17 protein-coding genes are annotated in these 16,237 nt (G+C 69.0%); 9 read left to right on the top strand and 8 right to left on the bottom strand.

Features of this window, described 5'->3' with window-relative positions; all coding sequences use genetic code 11:
- Positions 1-51: 51 nt before the first annotated feature.
- Both ACFY5D_RS19925 and ACFY5D_RS19920 read right to left on the bottom strand, forming a co-directional pair.
- Positions 52-1,380: a permease gene (locus tag ACFY5D_RS19925; RefSeq protein WP_387533933.1), complete on the bottom strand. Its 1,329-nt coding sequence runs from the start codon at positions 1,378-1,380 to the stop codon at positions 52-54.
- Positions 1,380-2,186 carry an ABC transporter ATP-binding protein gene (locus ACFY5D_RS19920; protein ID WP_387533932.1) on the bottom strand — a complete coding sequence of 269 codons (807 nt, stop codon included), beginning with the start codon at positions 2,184-2,186 and terminating at the stop codon, positions 1,380-1,382. Before ACFY5D_RS19920 ends, ACFY5D_RS19925 begins: the two co-directional genes overlap by 1 nt.
- A 166-nt stretch (positions 2,187-2,352) precedes the next feature.
- On the opposite strand from ACFY5D_RS19920, the gene ACFY5D_RS19915 reads away from it, so the two are divergent.
- Positions 2,353-2,613 carry a thioredoxin family protein gene (locus ACFY5D_RS19915; protein ID WP_387533930.1) on the top strand — a complete coding sequence of 87 codons (261 nt, stop codon included), beginning with the start codon at positions 2,353-2,355 and terminating at the stop codon, positions 2,611-2,613.
- A gap of 30 nt (positions 2,614-2,643) precedes the next feature.
- On the opposite strand, the gene ACFY5D_RS19910 is transcribed toward ACFY5D_RS19915, so the two are convergent.
- Positions 2,644-3,510: a sugar phosphate isomerase/epimerase family protein gene (locus ACFY5D_RS19910; protein WP_387533928.1), complete on the bottom strand. Its 867-nt coding sequence runs from the start codon at positions 3,508-3,510 to the stop codon at positions 2,644-2,646.
- A 319-nt stretch (positions 3,511-3,829) separates the two neighbouring features.
- On the opposite strand from ACFY5D_RS19910, the gene ACFY5D_RS19905 reads away from it, so the two are divergent.
- Positions 3,830-4,480 carry a YqaJ viral recombinase family protein gene (locus tag ACFY5D_RS19905; RefSeq protein ID WP_387533926.1) on the top strand — a complete coding sequence of 217 codons (651 nt, stop codon included), beginning with the start codon at positions 3,830-3,832 and terminating at the stop codon, positions 4,478-4,480.
- Positions 4,481-4,529: 49 nt separating this feature from the next.
- On the opposite strand, the gene ACFY5D_RS19900 is transcribed toward ACFY5D_RS19905, so the two are convergent.
- From ACFY5D_RS19900 to ACFY5D_RS19885, 4 genes are all read right to left on the bottom strand, one after another.
- On the bottom strand, positions 4,530-5,762 hold the full coding sequence (locus tag ACFY5D_RS19900) for an ATP-binding protein (RefSeq protein WP_387533924.1): 1,233 nt from the start codon (positions 5,760-5,762) through the stop codon (positions 4,530-4,532).
- A gap of 98 nt (positions 5,763-5,860) precedes the next feature.
- A complete protein-coding gene (locus ACFY5D_RS19895) occupies positions 5,861-6,571 on the bottom strand; it encodes a response regulator transcription factor (protein WP_387533922.1) in 711 nt (236 codons plus the stop codon).
- On the bottom strand, positions 6,568-7,089 hold the full coding sequence (locus ACFY5D_RS19890; RefSeq protein ID WP_387533920.1) for a hypothetical protein: 522 nt from the start codon (positions 7,087-7,089) through the stop codon (positions 6,568-6,570). Before ACFY5D_RS19890 ends, ACFY5D_RS19895 begins: the two co-directional genes overlap by 4 nt.
- 212 nt (positions 7,090-7,301) lie before the next feature.
- Entirely contained in the window at positions 7,302-8,408 is a 1,107-nt protein-coding gene (locus ACFY5D_RS19885; RefSeq protein ID WP_387533918.1) for a mechanosensitive ion channel family protein, read from the bottom strand.
- Between the two features lie 176 nt (positions 8,409-8,584).
- Here ACFY5D_RS19885 and ACFY5D_RS19880 point away from each other — a divergent pair, with 176 nt between their 5' ends.
- The 3 genes from ACFY5D_RS19880 to ACFY5D_RS19870 all read left to right on the top strand — a co-directional run bounded on the left by ACFY5D_RS19880 (position 8,585) and on the right by ACFY5D_RS19870 (position 11,960).
- Complete coding sequence (locus tag ACFY5D_RS19880; RefSeq protein ID WP_387533916.1) at positions 8,585-9,142, top strand: hypothetical protein; 558 nt, start codon at positions 8,585-8,587, stop codon at positions 9,140-9,142.
- Positions 9,143-9,324: 182 nt separating this feature from the next.
- On the top strand, positions 9,325-10,320 hold the full coding sequence (locus tag ACFY5D_RS19875) for a PhzF family phenazine biosynthesis protein (protein WP_387533914.1): 996 nt from the start codon (positions 9,325-9,327) through the stop codon (positions 10,318-10,320).
- A gap of 101 nt (positions 10,321-10,421) precedes the next feature.
- Positions 10,422-11,960 carry a DHA2 family efflux MFS transporter permease subunit gene (locus tag ACFY5D_RS19870; protein WP_387533912.1) on the top strand — a complete coding sequence of 513 codons (1,539 nt, stop codon included), beginning with the start codon at positions 10,422-10,424 and terminating at the stop codon, positions 11,958-11,960.
- A gap of 102 nt (positions 11,961-12,062) precedes the next feature.
- On the opposite strand, the gene ACFY5D_RS19865 is transcribed toward ACFY5D_RS19870, so the two are convergent.
- The gene (locus ACFY5D_RS19865) at positions 12,063-12,512 is read right to left on the bottom strand and encodes a hypothetical protein (protein WP_387533910.1); all 450 of its coding nucleotides are present in this window, start codon (positions 12,510-12,512) and stop codon (positions 12,063-12,065) included.
- 188 nt (positions 12,513-12,700) lie between these two features.
- On the opposite strand from ACFY5D_RS19865, the gene ACFY5D_RS19860 reads away from it, so the two are divergent.
- From ACFY5D_RS19860 to ACFY5D_RS19845, 4 genes are all read left to right on the top strand, one after another.
- Positions 12,701-13,384 carry a TetR/AcrR family transcriptional regulator gene (locus ACFY5D_RS19860; RefSeq protein WP_387533908.1) on the top strand — a complete coding sequence of 228 codons (684 nt, stop codon included), beginning with the start codon at positions 12,701-12,703 and terminating at the stop codon, positions 13,382-13,384.
- Positions 13,385-13,420: 36 nt separating this feature from the next.
- Complete coding sequence (locus ACFY5D_RS19855; protein WP_387533906.1) at positions 13,421-14,017, top strand: GNAT family N-acetyltransferase; 597 nt, start codon at positions 13,421-13,423, stop codon at positions 14,015-14,017.
- 101 nt (positions 14,018-14,118) lie between these two features.
- Entirely contained in the window at positions 14,119-15,351 is a 1,233-nt protein-coding gene (locus ACFY5D_RS19850) for an acyl-CoA dehydrogenase family protein (protein WP_387533904.1), read from the top strand.
- Between the two features lie 163 nt (positions 15,352-15,514).
- Complete coding sequence (locus tag ACFY5D_RS19845) at positions 15,515-16,129, top strand: NINE protein (protein ID WP_387533902.1); 615 nt, start codon at positions 15,515-15,517, stop codon at positions 16,127-16,129.
- Positions 16,130-16,237: the final 108 nt, after the last annotated feature.

Below are 16,237 nucleotides of genomic sequence, written 5' to 3'. Positions count from 1 at the left end.
GGTGCCCGGGGCAGTGCCGTTTCCGGGGCAGTGCCGTTTCCTTGGGACTAGCTAGCCGACGCGGCCGGTCTTCAGCGTGTGTGCGGTGGAGGTCAGTGCCACCGCGCCGCGCACGGCCAGGGTGCCCGCCACGAGCGTGCCCAGGATGACGGCCACGGAGAGCGGGGCCATGATCATCGCCAGGCCGGCCAGCGGCAGCACCAGCACGCCGCTGACGACGATCGCGCCGATCCCGACGCCGATCACCGGGGCCATGACGGATCCCGTGCGGGCCCTTTCCATGGTGGCGCGTTCGACGCCGAGCATGTGCAGGCCGGCGTAGAGGTCGGCCCGGTCAAGGGTGGCCGCGGCCTGCGTGATCGCGGTGGAGCAGGCGACCGACAGGAAGGACACGCCGATGGTGATCAGCACGCCGGTCATCACGTCGGCGCCGATGAGCGCGTCGGGGCTGCCGGCGGCCGACTCCCCCGCGGCGGCCCGCATGAGCGCCGCCCCGCTGCCGCCGACCACCGCGACGAAGCAGGTCATCGCGACGCCGGAGACCTGCCGCCAGGCCTGCGCCGGGTTCTCCAGGATCATGCGGGCCGCGAGCAGCTGCTCGGGCCGCTCGGCGCGCCTGAGCTTGGCCTTGCCGATCAGCCCCACCGCCCACGGGCCCACCAGGTTCAGCGCGCCGAGCCCGACGGCGAAGCCGCCCAGCAGCACGGCAACCATGATCGCGATCGACTGGAACGCCGCCATCATCGAAAACGCCTGGTAGACGCCCAGCACCAGCACGGCAACGACCAGCGCGCGGATCCAGCGCGGCGCAGGGGCCTGGACACGGTTGCGCACGCCCAGCGGGGAGACAATGATCCGGCGCAGCCCGAAGCCCGCGGAGGCCGCCGCGACCACCACCACTCCGGCGACCACCAGCGCGACCACCCCGGGATCCAGCCACATGGCCGCGCCGATGGCGGAGCCCTGGAAGTGGACCAGCCCGACGAGCGGCGCCAGCCCCGCATAGAGCACAGTGCCGGCCAGCGCCCCGGACAGCGCAACGGCTGCGGATTCGACCACCGTGATGCCCACGACCAGCCCCGGGGTGCCGCCGAGCAGTCGCACCGTGGACAGTCGGCGGTCCTGGCTGCGGGCCGAGAGCCGCGCGGCCGCGGCGCCCAGCACGGCCAGCGGCACCACCAGCAGCACCACGGCCAGCCCGGCGAGCATCTGGTACATGCCTGTCGCCTCGTTCTGGACGCGGTTGAAGGACAGGGCGCCGGCGGTGACGGTGAGCACCAGCGCGGAGACCAGGGCGTAGGCGCCGGCGGTGAGCAGCATCGGGGCGCGGCGTTCGCGGCTCGGCCTGCCCAGCAGCCAGGCCAGGGACAGCGCGCGCATCAGTACGCCCGTCCCGGGTTGGCGGTGGCGGGGTTGGCGGCCGCCGGATGTGCGGTGTGCTCGGCGATGATGCGGCCGTCGCGCAGGCGGATGATCCGGTCGCAGCGTGCGGCCACGTCGGCATCGTGGGTCACCATGACCAGCGTGTTGCCGCGCCCCGTGGTGGAATCCATCAGCACCGCCAGCACCTCGGCGCCGGTGGCCGAGTCCAGCGCGCCGGTGGGCTCGTCGGCGAAGGTCACCCGCGCGCCGGTGACCTGGGCGCGGGCGATCGCCACCCGCTGCGCCTGCCCGCCGGAAAGCTGGCCGATGCGCCTTTCCTCCAGGCCGGCCAGGCCCAGCGCCGCCAGCCATTGCGCGGCGCGCGGCAGGGCCGCGGCCCGGGGCACGCCGTTGATCATCAGCGCCATCGCGACGTTTTCCGCCGCGGTGAGCTCCGGGATCAGCAGCCCGGACTGGAAGACGAAGCCGAAGGACTCGCGGCGCAGCCTGGATCGTTCCCCCTCGCCCAGCGCGGTGATGTCGCGCGGGGCGGTGCCGGTTCCCGCGAGCAGCACGGAGCCGGAGTCGGGGCGCTCGATGCCGGCCAGGGTGTGCAGCAGCGTGGACTTGCCCGAGCCCGACGGGCCCATGATGGCCACCGATTCGCCGGCCCGGATGTCCAGGTCCACGCCGTCCAGCGCCAGGGTCGATCCGTAGGCGCGGCGCAGGGCCCGGGCGGCAAGCACGGGATGCGGGGACGGTGTTACTGACGGGGTTGCTGCCGGGTTCGGCGGGGTGTCTGGTGCGAGGTTTGCGTCGATCATGCCACCAGCATTTCAAGATCCGCGCCGCCGGGCATCGGAGCAGATGATGACTTGCGCGAATGCGGCCTCCTACCCAGGGTGGAGACGCGCGGCGGCAGGGCCTGGTCGTGGGGGCCGCACCGGCGATCGGGAATCGAATCCGCCCGACCGCGGTTGCACACGGTTGATGGAACTCGTGCTCTATACCTCCGCCTTCTGCGCACCGTGCGTGCGTGCCCGCTCCGTGCTCCGGGACGCCGCCGCGTTGCTGCCCCGCGCCCTGATCCGGGAGGTCGATGTGCTCTCCAACCTGCGGGAATCCGAGGCGCAGCGCATCGAGTCCACGCCCACGCTGGTGGTGCGGAGCAACGGGACCGAGGTGTTCAGGGCCTCCGGGGTGCCCAGCGTGCGGCAGGTGCTGGCCGCGGCCGCCCTGGCGATGGACTAGCGGCCCGCCCCACGGCGTTCGCGGCGGGGCTCAGCGCAGTCCCCCGGCCTGCAGGTTCCTGAGGAAGCCCAGCGAATCCGCGGCCAGCGCGTCCTGGGTGCTGGCCAGCGGGCGCCAGATGGAGGCGGCCGTGGCGAGCGAGTCGTTGGTGCCCGCGAAGCTCTTGACGCACAGCGGCCCGGTGTAGTCGGCCAGGTCCAGCGCGTGCAGGAACCCGTGCCAGTCGAAGTGGTCGGCGCCGACGGTGCCGCGGTCGTTGCCGCTGACCTGCACGTGCGCGATGTGCCCCACGGCCCGGGCCACCGAGGCCGCGATGTCCCGCTCCTCGATGTTCAGGTGGAAGGTGTCAAGCGCCAGGCCGAGCCCGGGGCCGAGCAGCGGCTCGAGGGCGTCGAAGGCCTGGTCGACGGTGTTGACCAGGGAGGTTTCGTAGCGGTTCAGCGGTTCGATCGCCAGGGTGACGCCGTGGCCGGCCGCGTGCTCGACCAGCGGGGCGAGGCTGGAACGCAGCTGCAGGTAGGCCGCCTCGCGTTCGGGCTCCCCCATGGACCGGGTGCGGCCCGTCGCAACGTGGAACGGGCCGGCGACCGTTGCCGCGCCGAGGGTCGCCGCCGCGTCGATGACCCCGCGCAGGTAGTCCTGCGTGGCGGAGATTTCCCCCGGCGGGGCGTCGACCAGGTTGCGGCCCGGCGGCATCGTCCCGATGACGACGGGGGTCAGCGTGTGGTGGGCGAGGATCTCGCGGGCGACGGCGGGGTCCCAGTCGCCGAGGTGTTCCAGCGGGAGTTCGATGGCGTCGAACCCCAGGCTCGCGACGTGCGCGGCGACGTCCTTCAGCGATGCGTCGGTCAGCGGCGAGGTCCACACCCAGGTGTTGACGCCGAGTATGCGTTCCATGGCTGGTGGCTCCCTTGCGGTGGTTCGGATGCCGGGGACGGCCGCGGGATCCGGCCGAGGTTCTTCCGGGGTTGCCGGCCGCATCCGTGCGGATCGCAGCCGCAATCCCTCCCCTGGTTTCAGGCTACGCCCGGGCGGTGGTTCCGGCTAGGTTTCCGGCCGGGGCTCCGGTCGGGGGACGCACGGCCGCCCGGTTGTCGGGTCCGGGCGCGTCTGCGCGGAGCCGGACGGAGGCCGGCCGTCCTGCTTCGACGTGGGGAAACACCCCGGGCCGGTGCCCCGGTTAGTCGATCGGGCAAATGTTGGGAAGAATGGGCGGGTGACTTCCCTGCCGATTGATGCCCCCGCCGCGCCCTGCCTGGGCCGGATCGTTGCGGATTCCTCCGACCGGATCGCCTGGCTGCGGGCGCGTTCGCAGGGCATCACCGCCACCGACGCGGCGAAGCTCTCGACCCCGCGCAGCATCCAGTCGGCCGCCTGGGACAAGCTGAACGGCTCGAGCTTCGGCGGGAACCCGTACACCGAGCACGGGCGGAACCGCGAGCCGGTGATCGCCGCGTGGGTCCAGGAAAACTTCGGCATCGCCCCCTCCACCCAGCTCTTCCACGCCGCGGAGAACCGCATCCACCTGGCCACCCCCGACGGGCTGGGCATCAGGGAGACGGGCGCGGTCGAGCTGTCGGAAATCAAGACCACCAACAAGCCGTTCAAGTCGATCCCGCGGCACTACCTGCGCCAGATGTTTTGGCAGCAGTACGTGCTGGGCGCCGAGCGGACGCTCTTCGTCTGGGAACCGCACATCGAATTCGTGCCGACGCACGACGAGCCGCTGACCCGCTGGGTCGACCGCGACGATGCGGAGATCGGCGACCTGATCGGCAAGGTCGACCAGATGGTGGCGATCCTGCAGCAGCGGACCGCTGCCGCCCGCCGCCGCGAGGACTACGGTCCGGCGGCGCTGCGCCTGTAGCCTGCAGTCCTGGGCGCACCCTGGGCGGAGCCCCTTTCCCGGCGCCCCATCATCCCGCGTGTAATCCAACCCGGGGTGCCGGGTGCCCGTCGGACGCATCGGGTTCCGGCCCCTGCGGGTCCGTGCCGAGCGGCGGGGAAGGCTGCAGCGCCACGCTGGAGAGCGCCCCCTGCGGTGCCGGGTTCGCCAACGTCAGGATTGCCGACATGGACTGTGCATAGTGGCTGGCGATCACCAGGCCAAGCCCCGATCCTGCGTACTTTCCGCTGCTGCTGAATCTTCGCGGACCGTCGCGCAAGAGCCCTTCCGGGTACCCGGGCCCCTGATCGGAGACGCTGACAACCGAACCCTCCACGATCACGCTCACGGGTCCACTTCCGTGGCGGTGGGAATTCAGGACAAGGTTGGAAAGGACCCGTTCCAGCCGGCGTTCCTCAACCAGTACACGGCCGGAGTCCACTATCCTCAGCTCACAGGACCTGTCGGCCGGCAGGCCGGCGATGATCCGGGCGACCACGGATCCCAAGTCCTCCGCGGTCAGGGTGGCTGCTTCCTCCGCGGACGTCAGACGGGCCAGTTCAAGCAATTCCTCGATGAGGGTGCGCAGGCGCTTGACCTGGGAGCGAACCAGGGTTGCCGCGCGGCTCTCCTCGAGCAGTTCGGCGGAACAGACCAGAGCCGTCAGCGGCGTCCGCAGCTCATGTGCCGCGTCGGCCGTCTGGGCCCGTTCCCGCTCAATCATCGTGGCCAGCGAGGATGCCATTTGCTCCATGGCAATGCTCATGGTCGCCACCTCGTCGCTTCCGGCGATCCCGATCGGCGTCGCCAGTTCGCCTTGGCCGATGCGCCTGGCCGCGCGGGCCGCGGTTCGTATGCGGCGGGTCAGCTCGCTGGCGGCCACCCACCCGGTCATGCTGGCCAGGGCAATCACCGCCAAGGCACCCCAGAGCAGGACCTTGAAGAGGCTGCCCAGTTCCTGCCGCATGCCCTCGTCGGAGATCGCCAGTGACAGCAGGTGGCCGTTGGAACCCTGGACGGCCCAGACGTTGTGTCCGTCGTAGTAGGTCACGACGGTATCCGGCCGTGCGGCGTCGGCCAGGCCGGCCGGCAGGGACTTGCTATCCAGCGAAATGGATGTCGGGACGGTTCCGGTGGAGGAATAGGTGGCGACCGAGGCGGTAAGCACTGCCACGGCTTCCGAACGCAAGCGCTCAAGGGCGCTGGCTCCGGTGGAATGAACCGAAAACGAACCGAACACCAGCACGATCAGAAGTGACGTCATGGTCATCAGGATCCCGGTGCGAAACCGCAGGGAAGCCCACCATTTCACCGACTCCGGCCCCCGGCTTACCGGCACGGGCGTGCGCCACTGGGGGCCCCTCATGTGCCGATCGCCCGGTATCCGGCGCCCCGCACGGTGAGGATCACGTCCTCGGAAAGCTTGGCGCGCAGTCGCTGGATATGCACGTTGACCACCCGCTCCTCCGTCCATCCCTGGTCACCCCAAACATGCTCGAGAATCTGCCGTCGGCTAAGTACCCGGCCCCGATGGTCGAGAAGAAGTTCCAGGATTCGGAATTCGGTCGCGGTCAGGGCGATCTCCTCGGTGCCCTTGCGAACCACCATGGCGGCCCGGTCGACGCAAATTTGCCCAATCTGCTCGATGTCGCGGACCGCGGGTCTGGTCCGGCGGAGCAGGGCAAGGATGCGGGCGACGAGTGCTGCGCCGTCGAAAGGCTTGGTGACGTAGTCATCCGCTCCCATTGACAGGCCCCGGACCATGTCGGAGGTCAGGTCCCTGGCCATCAGGAGGACTATCGGCAATGATGAATTCGAGTTGCGGATCATGCGGGTCAAGGTGAGGCCGTCCACATCCGGCATGCCGATGTCGATGACGGCAACATCGGGGGTTTCCGCCTTCAGCGCCGCAAAACCGGTGCGGCCGTCGTCGGCCGTGCGCACCGAGAAGCCGTGCCTTTCGAGCAGCATCTGGGTGGTTTCACGCACGTCCGCGTCGTCCTCGATGAGCAGCACACGCGTCCTGGAGCCGGGGACCGCCGGGGACGTCCGATCGATGAATGCATTGCTCACTTGGCTGGGGAATCCATGGCTTCTGGACGTTCGGCGCTGCTGACGTCGTAACTGATGCTGTCGCCGTTTTCCAGCCATTGCGGGCGGGCCCCCTCGAAACGGACCGTCAGCCGCTCGTAAATCACCGCGGTTCCGGCATGCCGGGCTTCATCGGCCTCAACCCGCACCGGGTAACCCTGCAACATGCCCTGGGCACAGTTGGGGACGCATTCCTTCTCGAAGTAGGTTCCGGTGGCCCGGGCCTCCTCCGAGCCCCAGGATTCCCACCGCAAGTCATCCAGTGCGTAGGTACCGTTTCCGCACAAGAGGGAATACGTGCTGGGCTGGCTGACCGCATTCAGGCTGCAATCCAGGAGGTACGCGGCATCACTCACGGGTCGGGCCGTTTGCGGCGCGGAATCCGCAACGGCGATGCTCGAAAGTTGCCAGCCTGCGAAACACACCGCGGCAACCGTCAAGAGCGATCCAGCGGCGATCGCCCGCCATTGGCCGGACATCTTGGAAGGGCGAGAACCCATATCAACTCCTTGGGAAGACTACTGCCTCAATCGTGTCAGGCCAAAGACACGGTTCGGCGTCTTTCAGATCACGAGCCAGACACGAACTGAAGCCGCAGCCACCGCAGGCAGGACATGTTCGTGGGCCCAGGTTCCTGCTTCGTCGGACCGACGGCGTACCGTCGCCATCGACGGGTTTCGACGGTGGCATCCGCATCAGCGCGGGTGCGGCACTAGACCGCGGGGGTGCCGGGGACCATCGGCTGCGGCAGCACGTCCGGGTAGTCCCGGTGCAACTCGGCGATCAGGTGCTCGCGCACGTAGTTCTTCAGGTCGAACAGGTCCCCGGGGTTGCGCGCGCTGACGGCGATCGTGACCTTGAGGATGCCGCCGATCGCGTCGGTGACGTTCAGCGAGCCGACGCGGCCATCCCACAGGTCGGTCGAGGCCAGCAGCTGCTCGGTCCGGGTCCGCAGGTGTTCGATCGGCGCATTCCAGCCGAGGTCCAGCAGCACCGACCCGTTGATCTCGGTGGTGCGGCGCGACCAGTTCTCGAACGGCGTCGTCGTGAAGTAGGTCGACGGGATGATCATGCGGCGCCCGTCCAGCAACACCACCACCACATAGGTGAGCGTGATTTCCTCGATGTTGCCGCGCTGGGTTTCCACCACGACGGTGTCGTTGACGCGGATCGCGTCGGTGAAGGCGATCTGCAGCCCGGCGAACACGTTGGCCAGCGAGGACTGCACGGCGAGCGCCGCGACCACCGAGATCAGGCCGGCGGAGGCCAGCAGGCCGGCGCCGAGCGCCCGCACCTCGGGGATGGTCAGCAGCGTGCCGGCGACGGCCAGCACCATGACCAGCACCGTGGCGACCCGACGCAGCAGCCCGACCTGGGTCTGCATCTTGGCCAGCCGGCGCGGGTTCTCCAGGTCGGTCCGGTACTTGGCCAGCACCATGTCCTCGAGCAGCCCCAGCAGCACCGTCACCAGCCACGCGAGTGAGAGCACCAGGCCCAGCAGCAGCATGAACTGCCAAAGCCTGATCCACTGGCTGTCCGCGACGGTGATCGCCAGCGAGATCTTGGTGAAGGCGAAGTTCAGCGCCCACCACAGGGGCATGCGGCCGCGGGCTGCGTCCTTGGCCAGCTCGGGCTTGCTGCGCAGCGTCCTGGCCACCACTAGGGAAACCACCGTGGCGATGACCGCGGCGGCCAGCAGGCCTATGCCGATGACGATCCACGGCCGTAGCGGTTCGGGCAGGGCGTTGGTGTTTTCGAGGACGCCGTCGACGGTGCTGTCGAGGGTGTTGTCCAGGGTTCCTGTGGCAAAAGGCAGCATATGCACTAGGTTGTCACACGGTCTTGGGCGAAACCTGAAAATCCGGTGCCCGCGTAGCGAATGTCTCGTGCAGGTTGCAGTGCCATGCGATTTCGGCATATCCCCTTGCGCCGGTTCCGCGGCTGGAGCATCCTATGCGTGCACTATCCAGATCTACCGTTCCAAAGCGTGAAAAAATGAACAGGAAATTCGCTGCCGCCGTCGCCGCCGTCCTCGTGGCCGCAGGCCTCGGCATCTCGCCCGCGGCACCAATCGCCACCGCTTCGGCCGCCCCGTATTGCGGAATCACTTGGGGTTCTGCTGCGGATTCCGCGGCACACTACTCGAGCGGCCACATCACCAACGTACGCACCGGCAGGCACGCGTGCTTCGACCGCCTGGTGATCGACCTCAAGGGCAAGGCCAGGGGCTACGACGTCCGTTACGTCGCCGCCGTCTACACCGAGGGACAGGGAAGGCGGGTTCCGCTCGCCGGGGCCGCCGACCTGCAGATCGTGGTGAGGGCGCCGGCGTACACCCCTTCGGGAACCCCGACCTACAACCCGTCCAACTGGACGCGCGCCAAGAACGTCTCCGGCTACACGACGTTCAGGCAGGTGGCCTTCCTGGGCAGCTTCGAGGGCCAGACGTCCTTCGGGCTCGGGGTCCGGGCACGGCTGCCGTTCCGGACCTTCGTGCTCACCGGTTCGGGCAACACCAGCATGCTGGTCATCGACGTGGCCCACCACTGGTAGCGGCCACCGCCCCGCTGTGCGATGCTTCACCGCCGGCGAAAGCCGCGCGGCGGGGCATCGCCGTTCCGGTGGTGGTCGCCGCCGGGTTCGCCGACGACGCCCGCTCTGCCGCGACCTGCGCATTGCATGACAAAGCGGCGTCATCCTGCACGGTGCAGCGCCCGATGTGCCACGATTCTCTTATGAGTATCGCCCGCCCGTACAAACAAGTCGACGTATTCTCCTCCGCGCCCTACATGGGCAACGGACTGGCAATTGTCTTGAACGGTGAAGACCTCACCGACGAGCAGATGCTGAACTTCGCGAACTGGACCAACCTGGCAGAAACGGCGTTCCTGCTCCCCGCCACCGAGCCGACCGCCGACTACCGGGTGCGGATCTTCACCACCACCACGGAGCTGCCCTTTGCCGGCCACCCCACCCTGGGCGCCGCCCACGCGTGGCTCGAGTCCGGCGGGGTTCCCAAGGATCCCGCGGCCGTCGTCCAGCAGTGCGGGGCCGGGCTCATCGAGGTCCGCCGGGTGCCGGGCGAGGAGCCGACGGACCCCGAGCGGCTCGCGTTCAAGGCGCCGCCGCTGGTGCGCTCCGGCGAGCTCGAGGAGGACGTGCTCGAATGGGCGCTGACCGGGCTGGGCCTGCAACGCAGCGACGTGCTGGCCCACCAGTGGCTGGTCAACGGCCCGAACTTCGCCGGGCTGCTGCTGCGCGACGCCGACCTGGTGCTGGGGCTCGAGCCCGACTACCAGACGCTGAACGGCCTGGAGGTGGGTGTCATCGGCCCGTACACGACCGCCGGCATCCCCACCGCTTCATATGACCCGCAGTCCCGGGCCGATCGCCCGGCCGGTGCCCGCGAGGAATTGCGCCCGCTCTCCGAGGCCGACGAGCGCCGCTCCGACCAGCGGTTCACCAATGCCGTGACCGGCGCCCCCGCCGACTACGAGGTCCGCGCCTTCATCCCCGGCGAGGGCCTGCCGGAGGACCCGGCCACCGGCTCGCTGAACGCCGGGTTCGGCATCTGGCTGACGGGATCCGGGCTGGCCCCGGAGAACTACACGGTGCGCCAGGGCACCCGGCTGGGCCGCTCGGCGATCCTGCATGTGGACCGCACCGCCGAGGGCGTCTGGATTTCCGGGAACGCGGTGACCTGCATCGAGGGCATCGTCCATCTTCCCTAGTCGCATGGCCATCCCGACGGCCGGTCGGGCGCGGCGCCCCGCGGTGTGAGCTGCGGCTCATGCCCCTGTCGCGGCGCGGCCTCGGGGCGTAGGCTCGTTCGGTGAACGAGAACAAGACCGAAGCAGAAACGGCGCAAGCCGCCCAGGACAAGGTGGCGTGGGGTGCCCTGTGGGCCCTGGTCATCGGGTTCTTCATGATCCTGGTGGACTCCACCATTGTCTCCACCGCCATGCCCGCGATCATGCACGGCCTGGACACCGACATCAACGGGGTGATCTGGGTCAACAGCGCCTACCTTCTGGCGTTTGCGGTGCCGCTGCTGATCACCGGCCGGCTGGGCGACAGGTTCGGCCCGCGCACCATCTTCCTCATCGGCCTGGCCATCTTCACGCTGTCCTCGCTGTGGTGCGGACTCTCGCCGAACGTCGAAACGTTGATCACCGCGCGCGTGGTGCAGGGCCTGGGCGCGTCCATGATGAGCCCGCAGACCATGACGTTCATTACCCGCATGTTCCCCTACGCCCGCCGCGGCGCGGCCATGGGCCTGTGGGGTGCGGTCGCCGGCATCGCCACGCTGGTGGGCCCGATCCTCGGCGGCGTGTTCGTGGACACCCTGGGCTGGGAATGGATCTTCTTCGTCAACGTGCCGGTGGGCGTGTTCGCCATCTGGCGCGTGCTGCTGAAGGTGCCGGAGCTGGAGCGCCACTCCCACTCCTTCGACTGGCTGGGCGTCGGGCTGAGCGCGGCCGCCATGTTCCTGCTGGTCTTCGGCATCCAGGAGGGCAACGGGCATAACTGGGGCCCGTTCCTGGGCCCGATCGGCTCCTGGCACCTGATCATCGCCGGCGTCGTCCTGCTGGGGTTCTTTGTCCTCTGGCAGGCCAAGACGAAGGCCGAGCCGCTGGTGCCGCTGGGCCTGTTCAAGGACCGCAACTTCTCGCTGGCCAACGTCGCGATCGCGTTCATGGGGCTGGCTATCACCGCCATGAGCTTCCCGATGATCCTCTACCTGCAGTCCGTGCGCGGGCTGACCCCGACGCTCTCGGCGCTGATGCTCGCGCCCATGGCCGTGGTGGCGGGCGTGTTGGCGCCGATCATCGGCAAGCGCGTGAGCCACGTGGAGGCCAAGTACTTCGCAGTCCCCGGGTTCTTCCTCTTTGGCGCGTCGATCACCGCGTACGGCATGATCCTGCGCGAGGACACCCCGTTCTGGGTGCTGCTGATTCCGCCGGTGTTCATGGGACTGGGTTCGGCCATGATCTGGCCGTCGGTCTCGCTGACCGCCACCCGCGACCTGGGGCAGGCCGACGCCGGCGCCGGATCGGGCATCTACAACACCACCCGCCAGGTCGGGGCGGTCCTCGGCTCCGCGCTGATCGCCCTCATGATGGAATCGCGCATCTCCGCCGAATCGCAGAAGGCGGTGGCCGCCATCGCCAAGACGGGCTCCGATGGCGCCTCGTCGATCGTGCTGGGCACCGGCGGGGAGCCGGGGATGGGCGGCGTCGTCCCGGAGTTCCTGCACCAGGCGTTCTCGCTGGCCCTGGGCCAGGCGCTGTTGCTGCCGGGCCTGGTGGCGATCGCCGCATCCGTGGTGGCGCTGATGTTCCGCAAGGGCTCCAAGCCCCGGGCCGACTGACCCCGACCCGCCAGACGCGCAAAAGCGCCGGAGGGCCGCTGCCAATTCGCTGCGGCCCTCCGGCGCTTTTGTCATGCCCGGGGTGCGCCCGGCAGGCCGTGCCTACTTCTTGGCGGGCTTGGCGACTTCCTTGATCTTCGTCTTGCCCTTGCCGCGGCCGCACACCAGCGCCACGGCCATGCCTGCCAGCCAGAAGTCCTTGGCCATGGCCCCGCCGTTGGGCGAAGGGCGGATGCCGTCGGACTCGGTCATGCCCGGCGTCTTCAGGTAGATCGCGAGCAGCGACCCGGCGAAGGCGCCAAGCCCCAAGCCGGCCAACTTCGAGGGGATGAAAGGGGTCAGCAGCATCGCGCCCAGGGTGATTTCCCCCATGGCCACGGCCTTGCCGAAGACTGCCGGATCGACCTTTGCCACCTGCGGGATCGCGTTGGCCGTCATCGACTGCAGGCCCTGCGCGGCTTCCGCGGGAAGCCGCAGCTTCCCGACGCCGCTATTGAGGATGTAGGCACCCGAGGTCAGTCGCAGTGCCGCGTTTGCAATGTTGAAGCCCATGGGTAATTCTCCTGCTCGTTGGGTGTGTGTCGGTCGGTTCCCTTCCCACCCTATGGTTTACCGGCGAGGCACGGCTAGGTTTGCCGCCCGATCGGCGGTTCGCGGCCGGGCTATTGGCTTGCCCACATCCCGTGACTTGTACCGGCAGAACATCCCCGTGGCGGACGTGTCGTGCTAAATTCGCGTGCATGATCACCTCTTCCGCCGTGCCCGACGCGGCACTGCGCCTCCTTGTTGAAAACGGCTTCGATGCGACGAGCGTCGACGCGCTGGCCCAGGCCGCGGGCATCTCGCGCTCCACCTTCTTCAGGCGGTTCGGGTCCAAGGAAGAGATGGTCTTCGCCGACCAGGAAATGATCATCCACCACCTGGAAACCATGCTGGCGACGTCCTCGCTGGGGCCGGTGCAGACCCTGGTGAACGCCGGCCTGGTGGTCTTCGACCAGCACACCGCCCGGCCGGAGGCCGCAAGCCTGCGCCACAGGCTGCTGCAGGACGTGCCGTCGCTGCGCGACCGCGAACTGGTCTCCACGCACCGCTACGAACGCGCCTTCCGCAACCACCTGCGCGACCGCGGCCTCTACGACCTGCCGCACGGCCGCGCACTGTGCATCGCCTTCGCCTCCGGCGTGGTTTCCGTGCACAACGACCACCTGCGGCGCTGGCTCAAGCACCCCGAGGACACCCGCCGCCCCGACCTGGAGCGCGAGCTGCTGGCGCTGGCGGCGCTCTTCACCCCGGCGCTCGAGGCGACCGGCGAACCGGAACACAGCCAGTCGACGACCGTGGTGATCACGGTGTCAGGCGGCGCCCCCGACACCGAGGCCGTCGTGGAGCAGGTGCGCGAGGCGCTGAACCGCGCCAACGGCTGAGCGCCGGGGCGGCACCGGCTGCACTAGCATCGGTGGATGGACACCTCCGCACCCACGAACCTGCACACCGGGTCCGCGTGGCCCCTGCTGACCGAGCGGCTGGGCATCCGCCCCGCGACCCCGGCGGACGCCGAGGCAACGTGGGCCTACCGCAGGTTGCCCGAGTCCTCCCGCTGGGTGACCGCGGCGTGGAAGGACTACGAAAGCTACGCCCGTTCGTTCCGGGACCCCGCACACCTGGGCAGTCGGCTGGTGGTTGAATCCGACGGCAGGGTCATCGGCGAGGTCGTCGTGCGGCCGAACGATGCGTGGACCCAGCGCGAGGCCTCGCGGGCCGGCGCCGGGACCGAGGCCGAACTCGGCTGGTCGCTGGATCCCGCATTCGCCGGGCGCGGCCTGGCGACCGAGGCCGTGGAGCGGGTGCTGCGACTGTGCTTCACCGACCTCGGACTGCGCCGGGTCCATGCCCGGTGCTTCGCCGACAACCGGCCGTCGTGGCGGCTCATGGAACGCCTGGGCATGCGCCGGGAATCCCACCTGGTCGCGGCCGCGCTGCACCGCGATGCCGGCTGGCTGGACGGCTTCGCCTACGCGATGCTCGCCGAGGAATGGCGGGATCGGCAACCGTCCTGAACCTCGACACCCTGAAATGCAGTGCCTTGATCTGACACTCAGTTCCAGTATGCTGGTGCGAAGTGACATCCTCCCCGCACCAGAAAGGCCGGAATCGGCTCATGAGCATCGAAACCAACCTCGCCACCGAGTTCCCCGCCGGAGTCGTCGAACCGGAATACGAGCTGTGGGGCGAGGTCGACGTCGACCCCGCGGGCGTCTTGGAGGACATCCCGGAGGCCGACCGCGCCTACTGGGACCGCGCCCGGAAGTTCGGCCTCGAAGAGGTCCGCCCGGTCATCGACGGCCACTGGGACAAGGCCGAGTACCCGCTGGACCTGGCCAAGCGCCTGGGCGAGCTCGACCTGCTGCGCGACGGCCTGGCCCTCGATGGCTACCCGGAGATGAGCGTGCTCGCCGCCGGGCTGGTCAACATGGAACTCTCCCGCGCCGACGGTTCGGTGGGCACCATCGCCGCCGTGCAGGCCGGCCTGGCGCTGCGCTCGATCGTGGACTGCGGCTCGCCCGAGCAGATCGCCCATTGGGCCCCGAAGCTGGCCAGCGCGGAGGTGCTCGGCGCGTTCGCGCTGACCGAGCCGACGCACGGATCGGACTCCGTCTCGCTGGAAACCCGCGCGGTGCGCGTGGAGGGCGGCTACCGCATCAGCGGCGAGAAGAAGTGGATCGGCAACGGCTCGGTCGGCGGCGTGACCATCGTATGGGCCCGCGACGAGGAGGGCAGCGTCCGCGGCTTCATCGTCCAGCAGGAATGGGAGGGCTACGCGGGCACCACCATCGAGGGCAAGCTCTCGCTGCGCGCCATCTGGCAGGCGCACATCCGCATGGAGAACGTGTTCGTCCCGGATTCCCACGTGCTGCCCGGCGCCAACAGCTTCAAGGACACCGCAGGGGTGCTCTTCGCGACGCGGCTGGGCGTCGCCTGGTCCGCGGTCGGCCACGCCACCGCCTGCTACGAGACGGCGGTGCAGTACGCCGCGCAGCGCATCCAGTTCGGCCGACCGCTGGCCGCCAGCCAGATCGTCCAGGAACGTCTGACCCGCATGCACTCGGAGCTGGCCACCATGCAGCTGATGGTCATGCAGGCCACCCGCCGCGAGGAGGCCGGGACGCTGAGCCCGGTGCAGGCGTCGCTGGCGAAGTTCACCTGCACGCGCATAGCCCGCACCATCGCCGCCAACGCCCGCGACCTGCTCGGCGGCAACGGCATCCTGCTGCGCAACCGCGTAGCGCGGCACATTGCCGACATCGAGGCGATCCACACCTACGAGGGCACCGAGACCGTGCAGGCGCTGATCATCGGCCGCTCGATCACCGGGATTTCCGCCTTCGCCTAAACCGCATGATGGTCTTCCACGATCGGTGACGTCTGGGCTCCCCCGCCACAGGAGAGCCCAGACGACGATTGTTTATGGCACCTGATTACCGTGGACCCCCAACACCAAGACGGCGGAGCCGTTACATACAATGGCTGAGACACCGCACAACTTAGGAGCCGTCATGAGTGAACCCGTCCCCGAACGGCCGGAGTCCGATCCGCAGCCGCCCACGAACACCAACCACCCAGAGGGGGCAGCACCAGGTGATCCCGGCCTGCAGCCGCCCATGCCTTCACCGCAGAATCCGCAGCAGCCCGGCAACCCCTACTTGCAGCAACCCGGTAGTCCCTACCAGCAACAGCAGCCCGCGAACCCCTACCAGCAGCAGCCCGGCCAACAGGGCTGGCCGCAGGGCCAACAGCCATACATGCAGCAACAGCCCTACCCGGGTCAACAGCCCAACATGCAGCAACAGCCGTACCCGGGCCAACAACCGTATCAGCAGCAGCCGCATGGACAGCCCGGCTACCCTCAGCACTACGGGCAGCAGCCCTACGGTTACCCGGGTACCGAGCAGAAGTCGCGATTGGCCGCCGGGCTGCTCGGGATCCTGCTCGGCGGGTTGGGCATCCACCGCTTCTACCTCGGCTACACCGCCATCGGCATCCTGCAGATCGTGGTCACGGTACTGACCGGCGGCATCGGCGGGCTCTGGGGCCTCATTGAGGGCATCATGATCCTTGTCGGGTCTTCCTCGTTCCGCGCCGACGCGCGCGGCGTTCCGCTGAAGGAGTAGCTTCAGCTGTCCCGGGTGCCTACACGCATCCGGGACACTGGCGCGCCTCCCTACAAGCCATTGACACCCGCTTGCCACCGGGTGGGGCGGGGCGCGGCAGGTGCTGCA

This window comes from Paeniglutamicibacter sp. NPDC012692, from assembly GCF_042901625.1.
GTDB lineage: Bacteria > Actinomycetota > Actinomycetes > Actinomycetales > Micrococcaceae > Paeniglutamicibacter.
This window is presented reverse-complemented; position numbering and strand designations above follow the sequence as displayed.

Excerpts from the sequence above, each read along its gene's own strand:
- ACFY5D_RS19925 (WP_387533933.1), bottom strand. The coding sequence starts at position 1,380 with ATGCGCGCGCTGTCCCTGGCCTGGCTGCTGGGCAGGCCGAGCCGCGAA.
- ACFY5D_RS19920 (WP_387533932.1), bottom strand. The coding sequence starts at position 2,186 with ATGATCGACGCAAACCTCGCACCAGACACCCCGCCGAACCCGGCAGCA.
- ACFY5D_RS19915 (WP_387533930.1), top strand. The coding sequence starts at position 2,353 with ATGGAACTCGTGCTCTATACCTCCGCCTTCTGCGCACCGTGCGTGCGT.
- ACFY5D_RS19910 (WP_387533928.1), bottom strand. The coding sequence starts at position 3,510 with ATGGAACGCATACTCGGCGTCAACACCTGGGTGTGGACCTCGCCGCTG.
- ACFY5D_RS19900 (WP_387533924.1), bottom strand. The coding sequence starts at position 5,762 with ATGACGTCACTTCTGATCGTGCTGGTGTTCGGTTCGTTTTCGGTTCAT.
- ACFY5D_RS19890 (WP_387533920.1), bottom strand. The coding sequence starts at position 7,089 with ATGGGTTCTCGCCCTTCCAAGATGTCCGGCCAATGGCGGGCGATCGCC.
- ACFY5D_RS19885 (WP_387533918.1), bottom strand. The coding sequence starts at position 8,408 with ATGCTGCCTTTTGCCACAGGAACCCTGGACAACACCCTCGACAGCACC.
- ACFY5D_RS19880 (WP_387533916.1), top strand. The coding sequence starts at position 8,585 with ATGAACAGGAAATTCGCTGCCGCCGTCGCCGCCGTCCTCGTGGCCGCA.
- ACFY5D_RS19875 (WP_387533914.1), top strand. The coding sequence starts at position 9,325 with ATGAGTATCGCCCGCCCGTACAAACAAGTCGACGTATTCTCCTCCGCG.
- ACFY5D_RS19865 (WP_387533910.1), bottom strand. The coding sequence starts at position 12,512 with ATGGGCTTCAACATTGCAAACGCGGCACTGCGACTGACCTCGGGTGCC.
- ACFY5D_RS19860 (WP_387533908.1), top strand. The coding sequence starts at position 12,701 with ATGATCACCTCTTCCGCCGTGCCCGACGCGGCACTGCGCCTCCTTGTT.
- ACFY5D_RS19855 (WP_387533906.1), top strand. The coding sequence starts at position 13,421 with ATGGACACCTCCGCACCCACGAACCTGCACACCGGGTCCGCGTGGCCC.
- ACFY5D_RS19850 (WP_387533904.1), top strand. The coding sequence starts at position 14,119 with ATGAGCATCGAAACCAACCTCGCCACCGAGTTCCCCGCCGGAGTCGTC.
- ACFY5D_RS19845 (WP_387533902.1), top strand. The coding sequence starts at position 15,515 with ATGAGTGAACCCGTCCCCGAACGGCCGGAGTCCGATCCGCAGCCGCCC.